The 24,371-nt window shown below is 48.8% G+C and carries 19 protein-coding genes; 13 read left to right on the top strand and 6 right to left on the bottom strand.

Annotated elements, in window-relative coordinates; genetic code table 11:
* Positions 1-196: 196 nt before the first annotated feature.
* Entirely contained in the window at positions 197-937 is a 741-nt protein-coding gene (gene pgl / locus H6F88_RS20860; protein ID WP_190644648.1) for a 6-phosphogluconolactonase, read from the bottom strand.
* A gap of 344 nt (positions 938-1,281) precedes the next feature.
* Here pgl and H6F88_RS20855 point away from each other — a divergent pair, with 344 nt between their 5' ends.
* The 3 genes from H6F88_RS20855 (at position 1,282) to H6F88_RS20845 (ending at position 4,696) form a co-directional block, all read left to right on the top strand.
* Positions 1,282-2,358: an adenylate/guanylate cyclase domain-containing protein gene (locus H6F88_RS20855; RefSeq protein WP_190644647.1), complete on the top strand. Its 1,077-nt coding sequence runs from the start codon at positions 1,282-1,284 to the stop codon at positions 2,356-2,358.
* A 523-nt stretch (positions 2,359-2,881) separates the two neighbouring features.
* Positions 2,882-3,685 carry an HpsJ family protein gene (locus tag H6F88_RS20850; protein WP_190644646.1) on the top strand — a complete coding sequence of 268 codons (804 nt, stop codon included), beginning with the start codon at positions 2,882-2,884 and terminating at the stop codon, positions 3,683-3,685.
* 90 nt (positions 3,686-3,775) lie between these two features.
* Complete coding sequence (locus H6F88_RS20845) at positions 3,776-4,696, top strand: glycosyltransferase family 2 protein (protein WP_190644645.1); 921 nt, start codon at positions 3,776-3,778, stop codon at positions 4,694-4,696.
* Positions 4,697-4,709: 13 nt separating this feature from the next.
* On the opposite strand, the gene H6F88_RS20840 is transcribed toward H6F88_RS20845, so the two are convergent.
* The 3 genes from H6F88_RS20840 to H6F88_RS20830 form a co-directional block, all read right to left on the bottom strand.
* Positions 4,710-5,840: a CO2 hydration protein gene (locus tag H6F88_RS20840; protein ID WP_190644644.1), complete on the bottom strand. Its 1,131-nt coding sequence runs from the start codon at positions 5,838-5,840 to the stop codon at positions 4,710-4,712.
* 107 nt (positions 5,841-5,947) lie between these two features.
* A complete protein-coding gene (locus H6F88_RS20835; RefSeq protein ID WP_190644643.1) occupies positions 5,948-7,534 on the bottom strand; it encodes an NADH-quinone oxidoreductase subunit M in 1,587 nt (528 codons plus the stop codon).
* Between the two features lie 92 nt (positions 7,535-7,626).
* Positions 7,627-9,495 carry an NAD(P)H-quinone oxidoreductase subunit F gene (locus H6F88_RS20830; RefSeq protein WP_190644642.1) on the bottom strand — a complete coding sequence of 623 codons (1,869 nt, stop codon included), beginning with the start codon at positions 9,493-9,495 and terminating at the stop codon, positions 7,627-7,629.
* 753 nt (positions 9,496-10,248) lie between these two features.
* Here H6F88_RS20830 and H6F88_RS20825 point away from each other — a divergent pair.
* The 6 genes from H6F88_RS20825 to H6F88_RS20800 all read left to right on the top strand — a co-directional run bounded on the left by H6F88_RS20825 (position 10,249) and on the right by H6F88_RS20800 (position 14,803).
* Positions 10,249-10,557: a carbon dioxide-concentrating mechanism protein CcmK gene (locus H6F88_RS20825; protein ID WP_190644641.1), complete on the top strand. Its 309-nt coding sequence runs from the start codon at positions 10,249-10,251 to the stop codon at positions 10,555-10,557.
* Positions 10,558-10,690: 133 nt separating this feature from the next.
* Complete coding sequence (locus H6F88_RS20820) at positions 10,691-11,032, top strand: carbon dioxide-concentrating mechanism protein CcmK (RefSeq protein ID WP_190644640.1); 342 nt, start codon at positions 10,691-10,693, stop codon at positions 11,030-11,032.
* A 7-nt stretch (positions 11,033-11,039) separates the two neighbouring features.
* The gene (locus H6F88_RS20815) at positions 11,040-11,342 is read left to right on the top strand and encodes a EutN/CcmL family microcompartment protein (RefSeq protein ID WP_190644639.1); all 303 of its coding nucleotides are present in this window, start codon (positions 11,040-11,042) and stop codon (positions 11,340-11,342) included.
* A 261-nt stretch (positions 11,343-11,603) separates the two neighbouring features.
* On the top strand, positions 11,604-13,340 hold the full coding sequence (locus tag H6F88_RS20810; protein ID WP_190644638.1) for a ribulose bisphosphate carboxylase small subunit: 1,737 nt from the start codon (positions 11,604-11,606) through the stop codon (positions 13,338-13,340).
* A 44-nt stretch (positions 13,341-13,384) separates the two neighbouring features.
* Positions 13,385-13,993 carry a transferase gene (locus H6F88_RS20805; protein WP_190644637.1) on the top strand — a complete coding sequence of 203 codons (609 nt, stop codon included), beginning with the start codon at positions 13,385-13,387 and terminating at the stop codon, positions 13,991-13,993.
* Between the two features lie 33 nt (positions 13,994-14,026).
* Entirely contained in the window at positions 14,027-14,803 is a 777-nt protein-coding gene (locus tag H6F88_RS20800) for a BMC domain-containing protein (RefSeq protein WP_190644636.1), read from the top strand.
* Positions 14,804-14,827: 24 nt separating this feature from the next.
* On the opposite strand, the gene H6F88_RS20795 is transcribed toward H6F88_RS20800, so the two are convergent.
* Entirely contained in the window at positions 14,828-16,795 is a 1,968-nt protein-coding gene (locus H6F88_RS20795; protein WP_190644635.1) for a serine/threonine-protein kinase, read from the bottom strand.
* Positions 16,796-17,392: 597 nt separating this feature from the next.
* Here H6F88_RS20795 and clpB point away from each other — a divergent pair.
* Positions 17,393-20,068, top strand: a complete 2,676-nt coding sequence (gene clpB, locus H6F88_RS20790) for an ATP-dependent chaperone ClpB (RefSeq protein WP_190644634.1) — start codon at positions 17,393-17,395, stop codon at positions 20,066-20,068.
* A 94-nt stretch (positions 20,069-20,162) separates the two neighbouring features.
* Here the strand turns inward: clpB and H6F88_RS20785 are convergent, their stop codons facing one another.
* On the bottom strand, positions 20,163-20,603 hold the full coding sequence (locus H6F88_RS20785; RefSeq protein ID WP_190644633.1) for a hypothetical protein: 441 nt from the start codon (positions 20,601-20,603) through the stop codon (positions 20,163-20,165).
* Positions 20,604-20,919: 316 nt separating this feature from the next.
* On the opposite strand from H6F88_RS20785, the gene H6F88_RS20780 reads away from it, so the two are divergent.
* From H6F88_RS20780 to H6F88_RS20770, 3 genes are all read left to right on the top strand, one after another.
* Positions 20,920-22,113 carry an FtsW/RodA/SpoVE family cell cycle protein gene (locus H6F88_RS20780; protein WP_190644632.1) on the top strand — a complete coding sequence of 398 codons (1,194 nt, stop codon included), beginning with the start codon at positions 20,920-20,922 and terminating at the stop codon, positions 22,111-22,113.
* 97 nt (positions 22,114-22,210) lie between these two features.
* Positions 22,211-22,951, top strand: a complete 741-nt coding sequence (locus H6F88_RS20775; RefSeq protein ID WP_190644631.1) for a cytochrome c biogenesis protein CcdA — start codon at positions 22,211-22,213, stop codon at positions 22,949-22,951.
* An 11-nt stretch (positions 22,952-22,962) separates the two neighbouring features.
* Positions 22,963-24,366: a cytochrome c biogenesis protein gene (locus H6F88_RS20770; protein ID WP_190644630.1), complete on the top strand. Its 1,404-nt coding sequence runs from the start codon at positions 22,963-22,965 to the stop codon at positions 24,364-24,366.
* Positions 24,367-24,371: the final 5 nt, after the last annotated feature.

Here is a 24,371-nt window from a genome sequence, read left to right as displayed (position 1 = left end):
CCATTTCTCGCTCTATTGACATTATTAAAGGAGTGCCAGCTTCTAAACAGGGAATTTTCAACTTTACTCTACAAGTTCATCGATAAATTTAATTGAACTGATAGGAGCAATTAAGTTTGCCTACGCTACCCCAGATTCCCATTTTGTCGCTTTCTGAGTCGCTTTGGCAAAAACCTACTGATCAAATCAAAAAGTTCTATTTCGAGGCAAACAGGGATGGGTCAAGATTCTCGCCTGCTGCCTGATCAAGTAGCCACCAAAGTTGCCCTTGTGGTTGGATTAGCCGAGCCGGATAGGTTGTTTCGTCTCCAGTTTCAGTCAGAATATGCGCTAGCGCATTCTGTTTGTTAGCACCCGTTACCAAAAAAATGATGGTACGCGCTTGATTAATCAGAGGGGAGGTAAAAGTGATGCGCGGTTGTCCGTCCTTATTCCCAACGGTGATCAGGCGATCGCGCACAGTTAATGCTTCAGTATGAGGAAACAAAGAAGCGGTATGCCCGTCGTCTCCAATTCCTAACAGCACCACATCCAGTGCCGGAAACTCTCCTGCTCCGAGTTGAAAAAATTCCTGAAGCTGGCGTTCGTGCTTTTGGGCAGCGATCGCAGGGTCAGCTTCATCGGTTGGGATGGGATGAATATTGGCAGGAGGAATTGCTACCTGATCTAACCAAGCATGACGAGCCATGCCCTCATTGCTGTCGGGATGGTCAGCAGGAACATACCGTTCGTCACCCCAAAACACATGAATTTTGTCCCAGGGCAGGTCTTGGCTGGCGATCGCCTCATATAGAGGTTTTGGCGTACTGCCACCTGCTAGGGCAATCGTGAACTGACCTCGCTCTGCTAAAGCGTTTTGCAGACTAGCTAGAACGAGCTCAAGCGATCGCTGCACAATTGCGCTTCGGTCAGGCAGAACTTCTACCTTTCTACTCATCAGAATTTAACCCTTTCAATCAGTTTTAGAATGCGCCCTGACCGGCTTGCTAGCCGAAACAAGTTTTTCTTTCCAAAAATTACAGCTAAACTAGCACAGCCTACTCGTGTTACAGATGTAAGTTTGAGATTACCTACACTTCCAACAGCCATAGCCCTAACCTAACAGGAGTTTGTCTACTGAGAGCCGCTCTGTCTCAACCTGTCACAAAGCGCTACTCGCTCATTTCACCAACCCGCAGTGCCCAGTAGAATAAAAAGCATCTCAGTATTTCTCTAAGCATCTTCACGGAGTTCGATCAGGGCGCACTACCAAAATCCCTTCCAACGGAGATTAAATGGGCAGTGCTAAAGCTTCACAAAGTACGCAAACAAGTTATTGCTAAAGCGGTTGCAGTTCTGGATAGCTACGCCGTTGATCCGGCAATTCAAGAAAAATTGGCTCATCTCCTGGATGAGCAGCCTGGACGCGAGCTGTATCGAGCAAATCCTCGCCTGTTGGCAACCCATCTGCGACTCCCTGAACGGGAAATGCTGCAGATCTTGGTCATTGCCCTCAAGGAAGGAATCGTTACACTCAACTGGGAAATTGAATGCCCTGCCTGTCATGGACTCGATTTTCGCCCCAAGCATCTCAGTGATTTGCGATCGCTTCATACCTGCCCTGCGTGCAACCACGTTCACAAGACTGATGCTGATGAGCAGGTTCGTGTCACCTTTAGCATCGACGAACGGCTCCGCAAACTGGAACCCGAAGCCGATGATCCAGAATTTCGAACTCGGATGGATCGTCGCTATGGAGTTGTTTCTGGGCACCGAATGTTGACCTTACAGGCGTTTCGCGATTTGTTTCCCCGCGAAACCATCCCGCCCAACGAAAGTTTGCTGATTCGACGGGTAGCAATTCTGTTTACAGATTTAGCAGGTTCAACGGCGCTCTATTCTCGTCGGGGTGACTCTAGAGCCTATGATCTGGTGCGGAAACACTTTGATCTGCTATTTCAGCTTGTAAACGAGCACAATGGGGTTGTTGTAAAAACTATCGGTGATGCGGTCATGGGGGCGTTCACTACGCCTGTTGATGCATTAAGGGCAGCGATCGCTATGCACCAACAAATTGTCCTCCTCAACCAGCAACTCTCTTTACCCTCAGAAGATCAGCTCATCCTTAAAATCGGTATCGATGTTGGACCCTGCATTAGCGTCACTCTCAACGATCGCCCAGATTACTTCGGTATTACAGTCAATACGGCGGCTAGAGTTCAAGCAACTAATCAGGGCAACAACATTGCCGTTACAGAAGCTCTGATGCAAGACACGAGCGTTGAAAAGGTTTTACAAAGCTGCACCTGGCAGCGTCGAGACCAACTGTTAAAGGGACTCGCGACTCCAGTTGTTGTTCACTACCTTTTCCCAAACTAGTTTCGTACCCGACCTGCGCCAGATTTTGCTCAAGCTGTCACATCCGAAAATGTATTTTTTCCGTATATTTTGTATCGGAGTGGTGCAAAATGCCAATTTTTTTGCCAGGATCTTTACTATTCACCTGCTTTTGTAGTGATTTCTGCAACCTATTAGGCAAACAGCGTGAAGGCTAAAGGCAGTGTGTTGTGCCCCTACCAAGCCTTTGTCACATCTCTAGCAGGAGCTAATTGGGAATTAGTCATCCTTGCTGAAAGATATTGCATTTACCTCTCCGGTTTTCAGGTGTCAACTGAGGAACATGATGTTTAAGGCAGGATTTTCTGGGGGCATATTAGAAGTTAGATACCTTTCAAGTTGAAGGACTTTGTCCGGCTACGACAGGTCTGGTGAACTCGTAAGCATTCCTTAGCCCAACTCCCTGCCTTCAAGATTAGCGTGGTCTGTAGTGCCCCTTTGGTTGGTATCCTAAGCTGGGTACTATCCCGCTTAAATTTGAAACGGACAGCAACGTAAATTTATTATGAGTTCACCCAAAGCGATTAATCGCCGCCAACTCTCGCCACTCGTTTCTTTAGCACTGAAAACCGTCGGTGTAGTCATGATTCTAGCTTCCCTGCTAGACATGATCATTCTGCCAATGCCCTACAACTTCAGCGGAGATGGCAGTACTCAGTGGCTTCTGAGTTTCACGACGCAAGTAGTAGATCGGGGAATCATTCCCATGATTGGCATCGCGCTGCTATTGACTGGCTCTTGGGTCGGCAGTGATCTGGGTACCGCTCCTCAAAAACAAAAAAGCTGGCAATCGCTTCAATTTTGGGCACTGGTGCTGTCTTGCCTTCTAGGGCTACTGTATCTACTCATCTTTCCTCTGCACCTTAACAATGTTCGCATTGACAGTCAGCAATCGCTCGCACAGATCGCTCAGGAAGCTGACCAAGCGCAGACTGAACTGGGCACTCGGCTCAATGCTGAGGTGCAGCAGCAGCGTCAGCAGATTGTTCAGCTTCTAGAGAATGAAGATTTGCTGGAGCAGGCGATCGCCTCTGGGCAGGTTCCTGAGCAGCAGGCGGAGCTATTGCGGCAGTTTAGGGATGATCCAGCAGCTTTAGACCAGTACATCGAGCAGCGAGTTGGTGAACTGCGAACTCAATTTGAGACTGAGATTGGTACTCGCCGAGAAGATGCCCTTCGCACCGCTAGGACTGAAGCCCTCAAGTCAGGATTGCGAATTGGCATCAGCAGTTTGCTGTTGGCGATTGGCTACATCATTATTGGCTGGTCAGGCTTAAGGGCATTAGGGCAACCTAATCGAGCAGGCTGAATTTGACTCTCTGCCAATTTTCTACCCAATTTTGCCAGAAGTGGGGTGTGTTCTGCCTGACGTCCGTTTCAGCTTGAACCGTTAGACACTATGTTTACGATCTACATCCTCACTCACAACGAAGAGATTGATATTGCTGACTGTATTGAGTCGGCTCTACTTTCGGACGACGTAATTGTTGTTGATTCTTACAGTAGCGATCGCACCGTTGAAATCGCTAACCGCTACCCCGTAAGAGTCGTACAGCACACCTTTGAAAGTCATGGCAAACAGCGAACCTGGATGCTGGAATCGCTTCCCCCCAAGCACGATTGGGTATACATTCTGGAAGCCGATGAACGAATGACTCCGGGACTGTTTCAGGAATGTTTGCAGGTAATCCAGAGTGACAAACACGTTGGCTATTACGTGGCTGAACGAGTTATCTTCCTGGGCAAGTGGATTCGTCGCAGCACTCAATATCCGCGCTATCAGCTTCGGCTACTACGACACGGCAAAGTGTGGTTTGCTGACTATGGGCACACCGAGCGTGAAGTTTCTGAAGGTTCTACAGGATTCTTACGAGAAACCTACCCTCACTATACGTGTAGCAAAGGCTTGAGCCGCTGGATTGACAAGCACAACCGCTACTCCACCGATGAAGCAGCTGAGACGCTGCATCAGCTTGAGCAGGGAAAAGTTGATTGGCAGAAGCTATTATTTGGAGCTTCAGAAGTCGAGCGTCGTCGAGCACTAAAAGATTTGTCTTTGCGTGTTCCGTTCCGTCCGCTGGTTCGCTTTGTGTACATGTATATTTTTTTGGGTGGCTTCCTGGATGGGCGATCAGGTCTTGCTTGGTGTACACTCCAAGCGTTTTATGAATATCTAATTTTGCTGAAAGCCTGGGAGATGAAACACATGCCCGTGCCGATGGTGAAGTCCATTCCAGAACAGCCCTCAATATCTGCTTTAGCAGCATCAGGGCAAATGGAACCATCCCCAGAAGCTATATCGGCTCGCTCTGCTCAGTAGCGCTTGCCCAACTTTATTCGCTCTGGACATCAGCTAAGCGAGAGGTTAGAAGGCGATCCATCCAATTCTCTAGATGAGTTCGGTTTTCCTGACGCTGCACTGGGTCAGTTGTGTCAAGCGGGTGTGGCATCAGCCCTAAAACGGTTGCAGTGGTGACACAAAACATCGATTTTTGGAAGCTGATGCAAATTTTGACTCGCAGGTCATCTTCCCCGCGCAACCCCTGCATGTAAAAATCATGCAGATAGCCAGGCAAGTAGTGCCGCATGTCTTGCATCAGCAAGGTCGGTGGAATGCCAGCGCTACCTATGGGTAAAGGGTCAGCAAATAGTGCTCCATAGCTGAAGTCACCCGGCTTTTCTGAAATTTGGTGGGCTTGGGCATTGTAGGAGACAGTGCCAAAGAAGGGAAACGATCGGAAAAAGACAGCCTCGACGTAGGGGAGAGCTGTATCCGCCAGAAAAGTTAACCCGACCGATTTGGGAATGATCTCGTAAGTTTGCCCCTTGATTGTGACGGCATAGGTGATGGGCAGCGCAGCTGCCTCAACTAAAGCATCACGAATGTGAGCTACGACATCGGCGATCGTCTGAACTTCTCCCTGGTCATAGAGATCAGACAGGTCTATGAACATGTCGCTCATCACTCGCCAAAACTGTCCCAGACCACTGTAATAAGCTAGTTGCCGCACTTGCTCTGGCAAAAAGTTAGAAAATAGCTTATGTAGCAACTGCATTGGAGTGCCACCAACTTTGGCTTGAATCGCTGCCTCAGTTCGTCGACTAAACTCAGCAGAATCCAGGTAGTCATCCAATCCGCCGCCACCGTGCCACAGCATCCCTTTCATGCAGTATTCTGCATATTCGTAGTTGATCCGATCGTGCCACCAGTGTCGCAGCAGCTTTTTGAGCGAAACTTCGCCATCAAAATACTTAAAGGCAGGAAATAAAACGAGAAACTGTTGCTCGGCGATGTAGATTAAATTACGCGAATAAGCGTCCAACACAACTCCGTAGCTTTTCAACACGCCGACTACCTCTAAGACATTGTCGGGGGAGTCAGGTAATAGAGCCCCTCCTGATTCCAGACAATGAATCATGTCTGCTAGGGGGTGGGTAGAAGGTTGCTGAGTCAGACTTACCATTAGGTTTCTCTTAAAAAGCTATTCTCTTAAAAAGCTATTGGGCGATCGCAGTTTAAGTGCCAATCTTCGAATCAACTGGGGGCAGGAAAGATTGGTGAAGTTTATTTCTACTCTAAGGATAAAGCTGAATGCTGAAAGTTTTCAAAGGCAGGTGTGGAGACTAGTTCAATTTCAGGTGGGTTGACAGCTACAGTTTCAATCAGGGGTAATGGAGCCATGTGACTGATGGCGGGGCTTGGTGTCAGCCTACCCAGAGCTGCAGAGGTTCCTTCACTCCAGCGATATAACCAGCTCGGCTGCAACCCCAAGAAGATGATTAAGACTGTCATCACAACTGACGGTAAGCGATCGCGCCAGTAAACACGAGGTAAGTTTGCTAAATTCTCAGGCAGTCTACCAAAAAAGGCTCGGTTTACCAGGTTCAAGAAGTAAACCGCTGTTAGTCCTGTTCCTAGCACGCAAAGCAAAGTCTGTACTGGGAAGACCGAAAAACTGCTGCGATAAACAACAAATTCGGCGACAAACCCAACCATCCCGGGAATCCCCCCACTTGCCATTACGCCTGCAATCATCAGACTACCGATTAGGGGCAAACCGCGCTCTGGGTTTAACAGTCCCCGCAAGACGGTGACATCACGAGTTCCCGTTTTGGAATAAACCACACCAACCAGCAGAAATAAAAGGGCTGAAATTAACCCGTGACTAACCATCTGCCCAACTGCCGCCAAAATGCTCAAAGGCGTGGCAGCGGCACTGGCTAGAATCACGAATCCCATGTGACCCACCGAGCTATAGGCCACAATTTTCTTCATGTCGGTTTGGGCGATCGCGACAAAAGAGCCGTAGAGAACGTTGACGACAGCGATCGCTGCTAACCAGGGAGCCAAAACTCGCCAAGCCTCAGGAAACAGCCCTAAGCCAAAACGCAGCAACCCATAGGTGCCCAATTTCAGCAGCATACCTGCCAAAAGAACTGATGTTGGGGTAGAAGCTTCAACGTGAGCATCGGGCAGCCAGGTGTGCAGCGGCACTAGCGGAATCTTGATGCCAAAACCGACCAGCAGCGTCACTAACAGAATGATTTGCGTTCCTAGCGGCAAAGCTTGGGATTGTAAAGCCGCATAGTCAAACGTGGATACGCCTGTGAGCAGAGTCAGCCCAAAGAACGCAGCCAAAATCAAAATGCCAGAGGTCGCGGTGTAAATTAAAAACTTAGTCGCTGCATATCCCCGTCTTGCACCACCCCAGATGGCGATGAGCAGGTACAGAGGAATCAACTCCAGCTCATAAAACAGGAAAAATAGCAGCAAATTTTGAGCTAGAAATGCACCTGCTACGGCGGACCCCAGCAATAGGAAGAGGGCATAGTAAAGTCGGGGACGGTTAATTTTTGGATCGCTACTATAAATAGCTATCACGACCAGGAAGCTATTCATCACGACCAGCGGAAGGGACAGCCCGTCCACTCCCAAGCGGTAAGTTAACCCTAACGGCTCAACCCAGGGGAGCGTCTCTTGAAGCTGCAAGCCTGCATTGCTGATATCAAATTGAGTAATGAGAAAAACAGTCCATCCTAAAGTAAAGATGGCGATCGCCAGAGCAGCCTGACGGGCCCGCTCAGAATTGGAAAACTGAGGTAAAAAGGCAATTACAGTAGCTCCCAAAACGGGTGCCCAAATCAAGGTACTCAACATCGTACAAGCTACTCCTTAAACCCCTGCATCTAGCTCAACCTAGACAATTCAACGCCAAGATGACCAGCCTCTCGTCAATTAACTCTCCTAACCTAATGTCCAAATAAACTTTGGGCAATGGAATAAGGAAAGTGAAAAGACCAAACCAGCGCTATGAAGGTGAGTATCACTCCCACAAAAACGGTTAGCAGATAGTTACGCGACTGCCCAGAAATGGTGTACTTCAAGCTTTCGCCCGTAAACAAAGAAACCACCCCAACCAGGTTAACCATGCCATCTACTACATAGCGGTCAAGCCAAGCAGTCAGTCTTGACCCCTGAACAACTCCTAAAACAACGCTTAAGCGATAAGCTTTTTCTATCCAAAAGTCGTAAGCCAGGGTATCTCTGATCGGCTTTCCAACTAGATTGACAGGCTTTGCCCAACCCGAATTGAGATAAATGAATCCTCCTAACCCACAGCCCACGATACCCGATGAAATTAAGAGAAGCACCAGCAGAAGATTGATGTTTTCCAGAGCAGGCAGCAAATGCCACTGAAGCAGCATCACAGGTACCAACAGCGCGATGATGACTAACGACACCATTGGTACAGCCATTGTCCAAGGCACTTCAGGAGTCCGTCGCGTTTTAATTTGCGGTTCACCCCAGAATGCCAAACCAAACACGCGGGTCAGGTTAAAGGCTGTTAATCCATTGACCAGCAGCAGTACCCCAACTAACCAGGGAGAACTCCAAAAGCTATCCCCCCATTCCAGCATTGACCAAAGGCTGCCTAGAGGCAGTAACCCAATGGAGGCGAACGTTCCCACCACAAAGCTGCTCGTGGTAGCAGGCATTCGACCAGCAAGCCCTCCCATCTCAGTTAAATCTTGAGTGTTGGTGGTCAGAATTACAGAGCCGATGCTCATGAACAGCAGTGCTTTGCCGATCGCGTGGGTAAACAAAAACAGCAGCGCTAGATCAGTCTGCTGCATTCCCACCGCCAAAAACACTAGCCCCAGGTAAGCACTCGTCGTATGAGATAGAGCCCGCTTGATGTCAATCTGGGCGATTGCTACCAGAGAAGCTCCTATTGCCGTCATTGTGCCTAAAATCATTAGCGCAGTCAGGGCAATCGGAGAGATTGCCAGAATAGGCTGAAGTTTGATCAGCACAAAGGCCCCGCAGGCAACGACGACTGAATTCCGCAGAATCGATGCCGGATTAGGTCCTTCCATCGCCTCATCGAGCCACAGATTTAATGGAAATTGGGCACATTTACCAGTCGGACCGGCAATCAAAGCCAAACCAAGCAGGGTTGCAGTCAAGGGTGCTAAATTCGCGGTTTGAGCCCACGTTTCTAAATCCGAAAAGTTCAAGCTTCCGGCAAGTGTAAACACGACCAACACACCCATGAGCAGCAGCAAGTCTCCCACTCGTTTAGTCAAGAACGCATCGCGAGCAGCTGTCACAACCAGGGGTTGAGCGTACCAGAAACCAACCAATAAGTAGGTCGATAACGTTAACATCTCCAGCAGCGCGTAACTGAGAAACAGCGAGTCGCTCAATACGATGCCGCTCATAGCTGCCTCAAAAAAACCCATCAGTGCATAAAAGCGACCTAAAGCCCAATCTTTCTCCAAATACCCCAGAGCAAAAAACTGTGCTAAGAAGCTCAACGCTGTGATGACGATAGCAGCACCAACGCTGATCACAGAGATCTCTAAAGTGAAAGACAAATCCAGATCCAGGATTTTGAGCCAAGGAATCAGGAGACGCTGAGGCGGCTGATTCCAAACGGCTTGAAGTAACGCCCCGCTGTGGATCAGGGCCAACGCCGTCATTAACAGGTTGAAATAGGCTGCAGGGCGAGGACCTGTACGATGAACCAGTCCTGCTGACCAGGGCAATGTCAACAGGGCACCGATAAGACCGTACCCAGGTACCCACCAGCTTGTCTGGATCAGGAACTGAGACATCACGATCGTCCTTAAATTAAAGCGCTAGGGTCTAAATGAGCTAAGTAAATTTTAGAGCTTGTGCCCGAAGCTAAGTGCGATCGCTCCAGACCGCAAATCTAAAAGACTCGTTTAAGTCAGAATAATAATTGTGACAAAACTGCAACAAAGGATTTTTGTAAGTAGTTTTCACCAAATGTTCGGTCGTAAAGGAAAAACAAAGCTTTCCTCAACCCACATGTATTTAGGCTCAACGTCTACAGACCTTGCTCCTAGTAAAGAGCGTAGCACCTTTGGGACTCAACCGAAATATGACAAAAAACTCACAACATTGCAATTCTATAAGTGGTTTGAATTAGTGTTGAGCTTTTCAACCTAATGTTGAGGAGTGAAATCCATCTGAATAAGCCTGTACTTATCGGTGGTATTATAAAATCTCATAAATAAGCCTTTTAATTCAGTCTAGAACCTTTCCACTTGCTGCTTGATACTTTCACTTGAAGAATACAAGAGGTGGAGTTCAGCTATTTTCTGACTCCTTTGAATTAGATTCCTTGCAATTGTTCAACAATTGTGCTTACAAGATAAGTCGGGATTATATTTTTTATTAAAGATAATCATTCTGCTTTATATTGTCAAAGTAAAGACATCCCCTGTATTCTTAAGCTTGGGAACTCTAAAGGTGCTTTTCTGAAAATTAAATCGGGCTCTCCGTCCAAATTTTCAGTTAAGAACTGTATTTATTAACAAATTCTTCTTTGCGGGAGATGACTAATGCCAATTGCTGTTGGAATGATTGAGACGAAGGGCTTTCCTGCTGTGGTAGAAGCAGCAGATGCGATGGTGAAAGCTGCTAGGGTTACGTTAGTTGGGTACGAAAAGATTGGCAGTGGTCGCGTCACTGTAATTGTGCGAGGCGACGTTTCTGAAGTGCAAGCCTCTGTTGCGGCTGGCGTGGAATCTGTTAAGAGGGTAAATGGGGGAGAGGTTCTCTCTACTCATATTATTGCCCGTCCACATGAAAACCTTGAATATGTTCTGCCAATTCGATATACAGAGGCTGTAGAGCAATTTCGAAGTTAATTAAGAGTCAAAGGTAAGCGGTTCAATTAAACATAATTGAACTTCTAAATTAAGCTTCTGAAGGATTGTTTCAGACCGCTTAAATTGTAAAAGGTTTGTTTTTCAAAAACTAAAACTTGGAAGGGAGAATACGATGGCGATCGCAGTTGGAATGGTAGAAACTTTGGGCTTCCCCGCTGTAGTAGAAGCAGCAGACGCGATGGTGAAAGCTGCCAGAGTTACATTAGTTGGGTACGAAAAGATTGGCAGTGGTCGCGTCACTGTAATTGTGCGAGGCGACGTTTCTGAAGTGCAGGCTTCAGTGGCAGCCGGGGTTGACAACGTTAAGCGAGTGAACGGTGGACAAGTCCTCTCCACTCACATCATTGCCCGTCCCCATGAAAACCTGGAATATGTCCTCCCCATCCGCTACACCGAAGCAGTTGAGGCATTCCGGGAAAGCGTCAGCGGTATCCGTCCTCTCAACCGTCCATAACTTCATAATGCAGATTGCTAAAGTTTGTGGCACTGTTGTCAGTAATCAAAAAGAACCTAGCCTCAGAGGAGTCAAATTCTTACTATTGCAGTTCCTAGACGAGGAAGGGCAACCCTTGCCGGAGTATGAGGTAGCTGCTGATAGTGTTGGGGCAGGCATTGATGAATGGGTTTTGGTGAGTCGTGGAAGTGCTGCGCGCCAGGCTCCTGGCAGCGAAACCCGTCCTCTAGATGCTTTAGTAGTTGGAATTATTGATACGGTCAGCGTTGACAATCGACTCCTTTATAGCAAACGCGATCAAGATCGTTAAATTCTCAATTCTGCTTTAGAGTCCAGGCTGAGCGATGCCCAACAAGCTTTTCTAGGGTCGGTTACTGTCTTGCAAAAGCTTTAGGAGGTCGAGATAAGCCAGGGGTGAGTCATTTACAGATTTTGCCAACGGTCAAGTCTTTTGAGTGCCAACTCCCTCTGCTGTTACGGCTTGAATCTCAGATCAATCTTTTTTCTTTGCTAAGCAAGCTGATTTTAGTTGACTTGCGGTATCGCTCTTTTCAGTCAGGAGAAATTCATCATGGTCGTTCATGGTTCTGCTGCTCCTCCCACTCCCTGGTCAAAGAGCCTGGCTCAGCCCAGGATTCATGAGACAGCATACGTTCATTCCTTCTCCAACATTATTGGAGATGTGTCTATTGGTGCCGATGTGCTGATCGCTCCAGGAACTTCTATTCGAGCGGATGAGGGCAGCCCCTTCTATGTAGGCGAAGGAACCAATATTCAAGATGGCGTGGTCATTCATGGTCTAGAGCAGGGGCGAGTTATTGGAGATGACCAAAAACACTACTCTGTTTGGATTGGGAAAGACACTTCTATCACCCACATGGCGCTGATTCATGGACCAGCTTATGTAGGAGATGACTGCTTCATTGGGTTTCGCTCTACAATCTTTAATTCTCGTATTGGCGATGGTTGCATCGTGATGATGCACGCGCTGATTCAAGATGTAGAGATTCCACCTGGCCGATATGTTCCTTCTGGATCAATCATCACGACACAACAGCAGGCAGACCGGTTGCCCGAAGTGGAGTCGGTTGATGTTAAATTCGCCCACCATGTTGTTGGGATTAATGATGCTCTTCGGTCGGGTTATAGGTGTGCTGAGAATATTGCCTGTATTGCTTCAATTCGCACTGAGTTGGAGCAGACTTATGAATCTAGCAACGCTAACGGAAACGGATCGAGTAAAAACCATAGTAATAGCCATAATCAAAGTCAAATGCAAAGCGATCGCCTAAGTTCTGAAGTCGTGCAGCAGGTGGGTCAACTCTTGGCTCAGGGTTACCGCATCGGTATGGAACACGCCGATGCCCGCCGCTTCCAGACGAGTTCCTGGAAAAGCTGTGCTCCCATCCAGTCCAACCGTCAAGCTGATGTGCTTGCTGGTCTAGAAGCCTGTATATCTGAGCATCGCGGTGAATATGTCCGACTATTCGGGATTGATACTCAATCTAAGCGCCGAGTTTCGGAGATGATTGTTCAAAGGCCCGGCGATAAGGTAGCAACTGCCTCATCCAGTAGCAGTAGCAGTAACTATTACACCCCCAGTAGCTCCAGCAGCAACTCTAGCAGCCAAAGCTATGGCACTCAGAACTATTCGTCAGCTAAAAGCAATCGCTTAAGTTCTGAGGTTGTACAGCGGGTGAGTCAGCTTTTGGCTCAGGGCTATCGCATTGGCACCGAACATGCAGATGCGCGTCGGTTCCAAACGAGTTCCTGGCAAACTTGTTCGCCGATTCAAGCAAGTCGTGAATCGGATGCGATCGCTGCTCTGGAAGGATGCTTGGCTGAACATAGTGGTGAATATGTACGTATGTTTGGCATTGACACCCGTGCTAAGCGTCGGGTGTCAGAATTGATTGTTCAAAGACCTGGCGATAACGGTAATTCTGTTGGTTCTGCCCCAAGTCGATCCTACACACCGCCTGCTGCATCGACAAACGGTTATAGCAGTGTAAACGGTGGAGCGTTCGCCCCATCAGGAGGGAGCCTTGCCTCAGACATAGTGCAACAAGTCAATCAGCTGCTGTCTCAGGGATATCGGGTTGGCGTTGAATATGCAGATGCGCGTCACTTCCAGACGAGTTCTTGGAAGAGCTGTTCGGCTATTTCAACAATTCATGCGTTAGATGTGATCGCCGCTTTAGAAATCTGCTTAGCTGAACACAGCGGTGAATATGTCCGTCTGTATGGCATCGATACGGCTTCCAAACGACGAGTTTCAGAAACTATCATCCAAAGACCTGGCAAATAGCTTTGCTTTAGACCTTGCATATTTGTTAGAGGTTCTTGTTTCCAATGCGTTTGCCGCCCCTGCGACCCATCAGCGATGTCCACTTTTGTGTAAGTGGCAACGTCACGATACATCCCAGTGCGGTGATTGCTCCTGGTGTGTTGCTTCAAGCTGACGCGGACAGTCAGATTGTTATCGCAGCAGGAGTTTGCATTGGGGCGGGAACGGTCCTACACGTTAATCAGGGAAACTTAGAGATTGAGGAGGGCGCTAGCTTGGGGGCAAGCGTCCTTCTATTTGGCAGTGGTAGGATAGGAGCAAATGCCTGTATCGGTTCTAAGGTTACTATTTTCAATAGTTCCATTGAGCCTGAGCAGGTCGTTCAGGCTGGTTCTTTAATTGGAGATCCTAGCCGTTCTATAACCCAGACGGAATCGGTACCAGCTGAGGCTTCACCTCCTCACGCAGAGACAGCATCAACTCAGGTTTCACCTCCTCAGCCTGCTGAAACTGCTCCGGTTCACTCACCATCGGCTCTCGCTACTGCTGCAAGTGTACCCATCTATGGAAAAACCGCATTGACTCAGTTGATCATTGCGCTTTTCCCTAGTAGGCATTCCTTAGATGATTTACCCCCTGAAAACCAGTCTTCCAATGGCAAAACCCCAGAATGATAGCGCACGATATGCCCTGAATGGAGGTCACAAATGAATGTGCAGGATGGGGGGTCAGTCCTGGCGAGATCAATAGGACAGCCAAAGGACTTCAAAAACAGAGCTTTGGGGTTGGTTTCAACTCGTAGCTTTCCCGCTATTGTCGGTACGGCAGACATGATGCTGAAGTCGTCTGGCGTAACACTGGTGGGTTACGAAAAGATTGGCAGCGGCTACTGCACGGCTGTCGTTCGAGGCGGCATTTCAGATGTGCGAATCGCGGTTGAGATTGGTGCAGAAACTGCTCAACAGTTCGGTCAACTCATTTCTAAGGCAATCATTCCGCGCCCTATGCCTAATCTGGATGCGGTGCTGCCAATTGGTAGTCGTTTGGCAAAAATTGTAGAAAATCGGGGACACAATCGCCTGAGCAATCAGGCAATCGGTTTGCTGGAAACGCGAGGTTTTCCGGCAATGGTTGGTGCTGCCGATATGATGCTTAAATCTGCGGATGTGCAGTTTGCGGCCTATGAAATCGTTGGCGAAGGGCTATGTACTGCAATTATTCGCGGTCGAGTTGCAGATGTGGCGATCGCCGTAGAAGCCGGAATGCACGAAGCCGAGCGAATTGGAGAACTCCACGCGGTGATGGTAATTCCTAGACCGTTGGATGACCTGGAGCAAACCTTGCCCGTATCGAGCTGCTGGCTAGATAAACCTCAGCCCCTATCGCTACCTGTAGAATTCAAAGAAACCCAGAAAGAACTGCTGGAATTGCCAGATCTAACTCAACTCCAAGCACCTGCTCAAAAATCAGAAGAATCAGAATAGTTTTCTGCAACAGGATTAGTTGCTTTAGGTTTGCCCCCAAAAGCCATTGTTGCCGTTAGGGGAGGTCAGAGCTGGAGTAAAGCTGAATCGGTTAGGCTCATCAAAAGATTCGCTGGCGATCGCCCCCCACTGCACTCCACTGGTTTCGGGGTATCCCGTTATGGGAGGTAGCTGGGAGGGCTGCCATTGGTTTACCTGCTCCAGCTCTGATTGATCCAACTGTTGCTTGACTTGCCCCTGACCCAGCAGACGTTTACGTCCCTCCAAGGCGGACTGAAGATCGGGTTTAATCTGCAAAGCTTTGTCGTAGGAGGCGATCGCTTCCTCATGGCAGCGCATCGTTTCCAAAATTTTGCCTCGCTCGTGCCAGGCCCAGTAGTTATCGGGTTGAAGCTGCACCACACGATCAAAGGAGATCACTGCCTGCTGATTCTGCTGAAGGTATTCCAGAACTGTGCCCCGCTTAAACCAGGCAACGTGATCATCAGGCTGGATTTGCACCACGCGATCATAGGACATGATTGCTTCTTCGTAGCGATGCAGATTTTCTAGCGCCATCCCTCGCATTAGCCAAACGAGGGAATCGTCTGGTTGGTCACGAATAGAGCGATCGCAAGAAGCAACTGCTTCCTCGTAGTGCTGCAAATGATAAAGCTGATCAACCCGCTTAAGCTGGCTCAAAACCCGTTTGCGGCTCTCAACCGCAAGCTGAAAGTCAGGCTTCAGTTGAACAGCGCGATCGTAAGCAGTCACAGCGTCTTCATGCTGTTCTGAATCCTCCAAAACCCTACCCCGATCGTGCCAAGCCCAGTAGTTATCAGGCTGAATCTTGATTACTCTGTCATAGGCTGCTAGAGCTTCTTCATAGCGCTGCAAATGTTCTAGCGCTTTGGCTCGCTTGAACCAGGCAAGATAATCTCCAGGTTGCAGTTTCGTGACCTGCTCGTAGGATATTGCAGCTTCTTCATACTGATGCAAATGTTCTAGTGCCATACCCCGCTTAAACCACACCAGGTATTCGTCGGGTACTGCTTGAATGAATTTGTCGTAACTGGCAACCGCTTCGGTATATCGCTGCTGCTGAAATAGTTCATCTCCCCGCTCAAACCAGAGCAGATATCCATCTAAACTCACCGACCGGACGGTCGGCAAGATTACTGTAGTGTGATGGGGAGTCACTAAATCTTTGAGAACGTCTAGTGCCTCTGCCGCCGACTGATAGCGCTGGCGAAAGTCATAGCGCACCATTACATCCAAGATGTCTGCCAACTCTGGGCTAACCTGAGCTTTCTCGCGCCAAATAACTTCACCTGTGCGGGGATCTTCCCTAAAGTGAGCCGGAGAGCAACCTGTAAGTGCTTGAATCCCCACCATTCCAACTGCATAAACATCGCTGCTAAAGCGAGGCTTGCCAGCCATCTGTTCGTTAGGCATATAGCCTGATGAGCCGATCGCAATCGTCACAGTAGAGAGATCTGCGCCCAACTCCTGAAAGCTAATTTGTTTGACCGAACCAAAGTCGATCATGACGATTTTGCGATCGCTGCTCCGTCGAATCAAATTAGAAGGCTTGATGTCGCGGTGAATAACCTGCTGCTGGTGAACAAACTCTAGCGTTGTGAGAATATCTTGCAGTAAAGCAACGACCTCAGGTTCTTCTACAGCCCGACCTGCCCTCAACTCTCGACTCAGCACCACTCCTTCAATCAGTTCTTGAACCAGGTAAAACTCTTGATTTTCCTCAAAGTGAGCAAAAAGCCTGGGAATTTGGTCGTGGCTACCCAATTCATCCAGCACCTTTGCCTCTTGATCAAACAAGCGTCTGGCAGACTGCAATGCCTCATCGCTGGTCACTTTGGGCTTGAGTTGCTTGACGACGCACTCAGGATTTCCGGGCAAGTGTAAATCCTCAGCGAGATAGGTTTGTCCAAATCCTCCCCCACCTAGATGGCGTTTGATTTGGTATCGCCCACCAAGTGTTTGTCCCAGCATAAGTAAGTATGTTTTGCAGAAAGTGATTTTCAATTAATGCCCTGAAAGAACCGCGCAGCATTCGCCCGGAGGCAAATTGAATCGAGTGCAGCAATTCTTTCTGAAGTTGTCAGGCGTAGATGTACGGGTTAGCGCACGACGAACCAGAAGCAAAACTGATCAACAGGGCATTGAAAGGGGTGAGCGAGAAGGCACAAAGCAAGTTGAGGAAACAGAGAACTCGCCATTTCACCTCCCAGTATTCCCCACACTCTGATAAAGCTGCTTGTAGAATCAGTCAAGATTGAATGAAATTTTCCACCTACTCCCTTCCTGGTCACAGATTAGGGACTAAAAGACCAGGGATGCACGCCGCGCCCGAGGGTACATCCCTGATTTTTTAGTGGGAAAGGAGTAATTTCACAGCCGCTCGTAGATTCACTGATTCCTAAAAGGAACGGGCTGACTTGTCGCACAAATTCACGCCAAATCAGCAACACCTGAAATAATTGAAGTAAAGCGATGGATTCTGGTAGAGCGGCTTACAGGATTAAGCCGCCCAGATTGTTATACTAAAGTCGCTGAGAATATGGTTTTTCGACGGAATTTCTTTAGAACATGCAGCCCACTGACCCTAGCAAATTCACTGAGAAAGCCTGGGAAGCAATTGTGAAATCCCAGGATGTTACTCGTCGCTTCAAGCACCAACAGCTAGAGGTTGAACATCTGGCGATCGCCCTTCTAGAGCAAGAAGGGTTAGCCCACACAATTTTGCAGCGGGCAAATCTTGACCCGAATGCGCTCAAGCAACAGCTAGAAACCTTTGCCCAACGTCAACCTAAGGTTTCAGAAAACGCGCAGCTTTATTTAGGGCGCAGCCTAGATTTGATGTTAGACCGGGCTGAGGCAGCGCGGCAAACCTGGCAGGATGAGTTTATCTCAGTTGAGCATTTGCTGCTGGGGATGGCAGAATATGAGCGGGTCAATCGTCGCTTTCCCAGAAACATTAACCTAGATCCAAAACAGCTTGAAGCTGCTGCCAAAGTTGTTCGCGGTAGCCAGCGAGTGACGGATCAAAGCCCGGAAGGGCGCTACGACGCATTGGAAAGATATGGACGGGATCTGACTGAGCAGGCAAAGGAAGATAGGCTTGATCCGGTAATTGGTCGGGACGAGGAAATTCGTCGCGTGGTGCAGGTTCTGTCTCGTCGCACCAAAAATAACCCAGTGCTGATTGGGGAGCCGGGAGTCGGAAAGACGGCGATCGCCGAAGGGTTAGCCCAGCGCATCATTAAAGGAGACGTGCCCGAATCGCTCAAAAACCGTCGCCTGATTACCTTAGACATGGGTTCGCTGATTGCTGGAGCGAAGTATCGCGGAGAATTTGAAGATCGGCTGCGGGCAGTTTTGCGTGAAGTGACGAACTCTGATGGACAGATCGTTCTATTCATCGACGAACTGCATAGTGTTGTGGGGGCAGGGGCAAGCCAGGGCACGATGGACGCAGGTAACTTACTCAAGCCGATGTTGGCACGGGGTGAACTGCGCTGCATTGGGGCGACGACTTTAGATGAATACCGCAAGCACATTGAGAAAGATGCGGCTCTGGAGCGACGTTTTCAGCAGGTTTATGTCGGTCAGCCCAGCGTGGAAGACACAATTTCCATTCTGCGAGGCTTGAAAGAACGGTATGAAAAGCACCATGAAGTGAGTATTTCTGACAGTGCTCTAGTGGCTGCGGCAACGCTGTCTGACCGTTATATCAGCGATCGCTTCTTACCTGACAAGGCGATCGATTTGGTAGATGAAGCTGCTGCCAAGCTCAAGATGGAAAGCACCTCAAAACCAGAGGAGTTAGAAACCATTGATCGGCGCATCATGCAGCTTGAGATGGAACAGTTTTCTTTGCAGAAGGAAGGACAATCTCCGGGCATCGTGGTTGCTTATCGTGCTGCCAAAGATCGCTTAGAGCGAATTGAGAGCGAGATCAGTGAACTGAAGCAGGTGCAGCAAAAACTGAATTCTCAGTGGGAATCTGAGAAGCAGATGAAAGATGAAATCAATGCCCTGCGCGAAGAAGAGGAAAAGCTGCGACGGCAGATTGAGAAGGCGGAGCGAGACTACGACCTGAATACAGCAGCTCAGTTGAAATATGGGCGACTGGAAGTCGTGCATCGCGAGCTAGAGGCAAAAGAAGCAACGCTGATTGAAATTCAAGAACGTGGTTCTTCTTTGCTTAAGCAGCAGGTGACTGAAGCTGACATTGCTGAGATTGTGGCAAAGTGGACCAGTATTCCTGTGAACCGCCTGATGGAGTCTGAGCGGCAAAAGCTGTTGCAGCTTGAAACTTACCTGCATGAGCGGGTAGTGGGCCAGCAAGAAGCGGTTGAGGCAGTAGCAGCGGCAATTCGGCGGGCGCGGGCTGGGATGAAAGATCCGGGTCGTCCGATTGGTTCTTTCCTATTTATGGGTCCAACGGGAGTTGGTAAAACTGAACTGGCGCGGGCGTTAGCAGAATCTCTGTTTGACACTGGCGATTCGCTGGTGCGGCTTGATATGTCGGAATACATGGAGAAGCATTCTGTTTCACGCTTAGTGGGTGCGCCTCCGGGTTATGTGGGTTATGAGGAAGGAGGGCAGCTTTCAGAGGCGATTCGCCGTCACCCTTACTCTGTGCTGCTGCTGGATGAAGTGGAGAAAGCACACCCAGACGTGTTCAACATTTTGCTACAGGTGTTAGATGACGGGCGAATTACTGACTCTCAAGGGAGAGCGGTTGATTTCAGAAATACGGTGATTGTGATGACGAGTAACATCGGCAGCGATCACATTCTGGATGTGTCAGGAGATGATTCGCAGTATGAACTGATGCGAAAGCGGGTGACCGATGCACTGCGATCGCACTTTCGCCCTGAATTTCTGAACCGTGTTGATGACATCATTCTCTTCCACCCGCTGCGGTTAGAAGAGCTGCGGCAGATTGTTGGCATTCAGCTTCAGCGGATTCACCGTCTGCTAGCAGACCAGAAAATCACGCTAGAACTAACGCCAACTGCCCAAAATTACATCGCTGAAGTGGGCTTTGATCCGGTTTATGGAGCACGCCCGTTGAAGCGAGCGATCCAAAAAGAGTTGGAAAATCCGATCGCCACCAAAATTCTAGAGAACACGTTTATTGAAGGTGACACAATCCTCATTGACCTGGTAGACCACAAGCTGACTTTTAATAAAAGAAAGCTGGTAATCGATGAGCAGACGGCGATCGTGCCCCAAGTCTTGGCAGCGGAGAGCTGAGGTATGCCGGTTAGTTGAGCAACAAATTAATTCATTAGGAGTGTGAATCAATTAGTGAATCAACTAATTGCGGGGCGAAACACTCGCCCCACAATCAGGAACTAACCAGCTTCTCGGTTGGATTGGAGTTCGTCCAGTTCAACTCATTGGAGTTGCTGTAGTACTCCTCCAGTAAAAGTTTGTCTGCCTCGCTCATACCCGGATCACTGTCTTGGTCAATTTCTAGAAGGGTTTCTTGAACAAGATTCATTTGCTCTTCTGCTTCTGCTAATACAGCCTGAGTTTCGGGCTGAAGCAAAACTTCAAACGACTTTAATTCTTTGTATTGAGCTGTAACAGATTGCAGCTTTTGTTCCAATTCCAGCTTTTCTTGCGTTAACTGCTCAATCGTTTGTTTGCAAGCCTTTATTGTCTTGAGGATAGGAATCATTTTGCTTTTCAGCGTCATGTGTTCTACATCAAGCTTCTGAAATTTGTCTGCAAGTTCGATGTAGCAACGGCACAGGTAGATGTAACGCTCGGCAATGTTGCTCATGTTCTTACCCAAAAAATTGCTAACTAACTCACAAAGGGAAAGAGTTCAATCGGCAATATCGTAAAGAACCTGTTGCCTAAATGGTGTAGTCAACACTACTTCACAAGCAAAAAAAATCCCCAGCATGAAGCCAGGGATTAATTCAGGGTGCATCTACCATTCCTTTATTCCTAATTGGGGTACCTCATCAGGAATTTTTTAGAATTTGTGCAAGTTTATATTTTGCGATCGCCCCTAGCACCTGCTCCCCTATGTTCCTTGAAACGCTCTTGCGTTACTGTTATAGGCAAATTGTTTAAATGACTCGTTGAGCTGCGTGAATCTTCGATATCTAATTCCGCTATTGGACTCTTCTGTAAAAGAATGGGCTTTAGAAGCTCGGCTACTGCGATGGCTGACCTTTCTGTGGCTGTTGGTCGGGTTAGTGATGCTGTTTTCTGCATCCTATGCGGTTGCGGATGCAGATTTTGGTGACGGGCTGTATTACTTCAAACGCCAAATCATTTGGGTCATGGTTGGGTTGGTTGGCTTTGGCGTGTTGGTGCATTCGCCTCTGCGCTACGTCTTGGCAGCCGCCGACTGGATTTTAATAGCGCTATTGGGACTAATCTTGCTCACCATCATTCCAGGCTTGGGTACCAGCATTAATGGAGCTAATCGCTGGATCTCGCTGGGATCATATGCACTACTTCAACCTTCTGAAATTATCAAACCATTCTTGGTGCTTCAAAGTGCCCGCGTGTTTGGGCAGTGGGAACGACTATCTAATTCCACTCGCTTGGTGTGGCTAGGTATTTTTGCAGCGGTTGTGGCTGGTATTTTGCTTCAGCCCAACCTGAGTACAGCAGCGCTCTGCGGTATGGTGTTGTGGCTGGTGGCGCTAGCAGCAGGGTTACCCTACCTTTATCTAGGAGCAACAGCGATCGCCGGACTCGCAGCGGCAATTGTCAGTGTCAGCATCAAGGAATATCAACGAGAGCGAATTATGTCGTTTCTCAATCCCTGGGCTGACCCGATGGGAAACGGCTATCAGCTTACCCAAAGTTTGATGGCGATCGGGTCGGGTGGCTTTGGTGGAGCTGGGTTTGGGCTATCTCAGCAGAAGCTATTTTACTTGCCGATTCAATATACTGACTTTATTTTTGCTGTGTACGCTGAGGAATTTGGCTTCATCGGCAGTATGTTACTGCTGCTGCTGCTAGCAGCCTATGCCACGCTGGGTTTAAAGGTGGCGCTAAAAGCAATTAACCCGGTTCACCGACTGGTGGCGATCGGAACTGTAATTCTGCTTATTGGGCAATCGCTGCTCAATATTGGCGTGGCGACGGGCGCACTGCCTACGACAGGTTTACCGTTTCCGTTTTTTAGCTATGGCGGAAATTCGATGATTGCTAGTTTGCTGCTGGCAGGGCTGCTCATTCGCATTGCCCGTGAAGGCAGTGAGGCTAAGGTGGTTTCGCTTGACCATCGGCGTCATCGACGGCAGCGAGGTAGTTTGCCCGGTGCTTGAGCGATGTTTGGAGGGCGATCGCCATTTCTACAGTCAGCCTCCGATAAGATGAAGATACGTCTAACAGTAGATTCGCTCGCTCCGCCATCTTCAAACTATGCTGGAAACCCTACAGACTCGACTATACGAGTTAGGAAACTTTGCTGACACCCTGGTAGCAAATCAGTTGTCGCACCTAACTGTGACGAGCGTCGGAATCATCTTTCTAGCAGGCCTGTTAACAAGTTTGACTCCCTGTATGCTGTCAATGCTGCCCATTACAATTGGCTATATCGGTGGCTATGAAGCCAGAAGTCGAATTCAGGCAGCAACGCAGTCTACCTGGTTTGCGCTAGGTTTGGCGACGACGCTAGCAGGACTGGGAATTGTGGCAGCGGGTTTGGGCAGTGTGTATGGTCAGGTTGGGGTGGGGCTGCCAATTGTGGTGAGTGCGATCGCCATTCTCATGGGGCTAAACCTGCTGGAGGCTTTACCGCTGCAACTGCCGAACTGGGGCGGGATGGATTGGATCTCCAAGGATTTGCCTGAAGGCGTTCGTTCTTACCTAATTGGTCTAACGTTTGGATTAGTGGCGTCTCCCTGTAGCACCCCTGTCTTGATTACGCTGCTGGCCTGGGTGACTGAGACAAAAGATCCTGTTTTGGGCGGTGTGTTGTTGTTGTCCTACACCCTGGGTTACGTCACTCCACTGGTTTTAGCAGGCACCTTCACTGCTTCAATCAAAAAGTTGTTAGAACTGCGCCGCTGGTCAAGCTGGATTACTCCGGCAAGCGGTGCGTTGCTAGTTGGGTTTGGTGTCTTCTCCCTGCTGTTCCGGTTTTTTCCATCCGGAATTTAAGAGCTTAATTCATGACTTCAGAAAATCCTTCGAAAAACAATTGGATTGCGATCCCACAGCGTTATCTCAAGCGAGAATTGTTTCCGCTGTTGGCAGATTTGCGGCTGGCGATCGCCCTGCTGTTGGCGATCGCCGTCTTTAGCATCACTGGCACCGTCATCGAGCAGGGACGATCCCTAGAGTTTTACCAGGCTAACTACCCAGAAGACCCGGCTCTGTTTGGCTTCCTAACTTGGAAGGTTTTACTGACTCTGGGGCTAGACCACGTTTACCGCACCTGGTGGTTTTTGGCGCTGCTCATTCTGTTTGGCTCCAGCCTCATTACCTGCACCTTTCAGCGGCAAATTCCTGCACTGCGCTGGTTTTCCCGCACCTGGAATTTTTACACCAAACCCCGTCAGTTTGAAAAATTTGCCCTGAGTGCAGAACTCGATCACGCTTCGATCGAGCAACTGAGTCCGTTACTTGAAAAACGCCGCTACCGAGTTTTTCGACGAGACAACACGCTCTACGCGGACAGAGGCATTGTTGGACGGATTGGACCCATTATCGTTCACGCCAGCATGATCCTGATTTTGCTGGGGGCGATCGTGGGCGCAATGACAGGCTTTTTTGCTCAGGAAATGGTGCCGAGCGGCGAAACGTTTCGGGTTCAAAATATTTTTGACGCTGGACCCTGGGCAAGAGCGCAAATTCCTCAGGATTGGTCAGTACGGGTCAACCGCTTTTGGATCGACTACACCCCAGAGGGCAAGATTGACCAGTTTTACTCTGATCTCTCTGTTCTGAACGATCAAGACGAAGAGATTCAGCGTAAAACGATTCATGTCAATGAACCAATGCGTCATGAAGGTGTAACGCTCTACCAAGCAGACTGGGGAATCGCCGCAGTTCGCATTCGGCTTAACGAGAGTCCGATCCTGCAACTGCCAATGGTAGAAATTGGTGCAGATGGCGGTGGTCGTGTCTGGGGCACCTGGATTCCGACAAAGCCTGACCTGAGTGAAGGCGTGTCCGTTCTGGCAAAAGATCTTCAAGGCATACTGCTGCTTTACGACACGGAGGGCAAGCTGCTCTCAACCGTGCGTCAGGGAATGTCTACCGAAGTGAATGGTGTGACGTTGGCGATCGCCGAAATTGTGGGCAGCACAGGCTTACAGATCAAAGCCGATCCTGGTATTCCAATTGTTTACACAGGTTTCGGTTTACTCATGATCAGTGTGTTGATGAGCTACATTTCCCATTCCCAAATCTGGGCATTAGAAGAAGCCGGAAAATTCTACATTGGCGGTAGAACCAATCGCGCCCAGGTTGCTTTTGAGCGGGAGATGCTAGAAATTTTGGACAGCTTAGAACCCTCAACTTCTGATGCTGGGGCAGTTAGCGACCCAAAATCCCTCGTCCCTAACCCTTAAAGGGT

It is taken from the genome of Oculatella sp. FACHB-28 (genome assembly GCF_014696015.1).
Taxonomy (GTDB): Bacteria; Cyanobacteriota; Cyanobacteriia; order Elainellales; family Elainellaceae; genus JAAUTN01.
The sequence above is the reverse complement of the archived record's forward strand: the minus strand, read 5'-3'. Positions and strand labels throughout refer to the sequence as shown.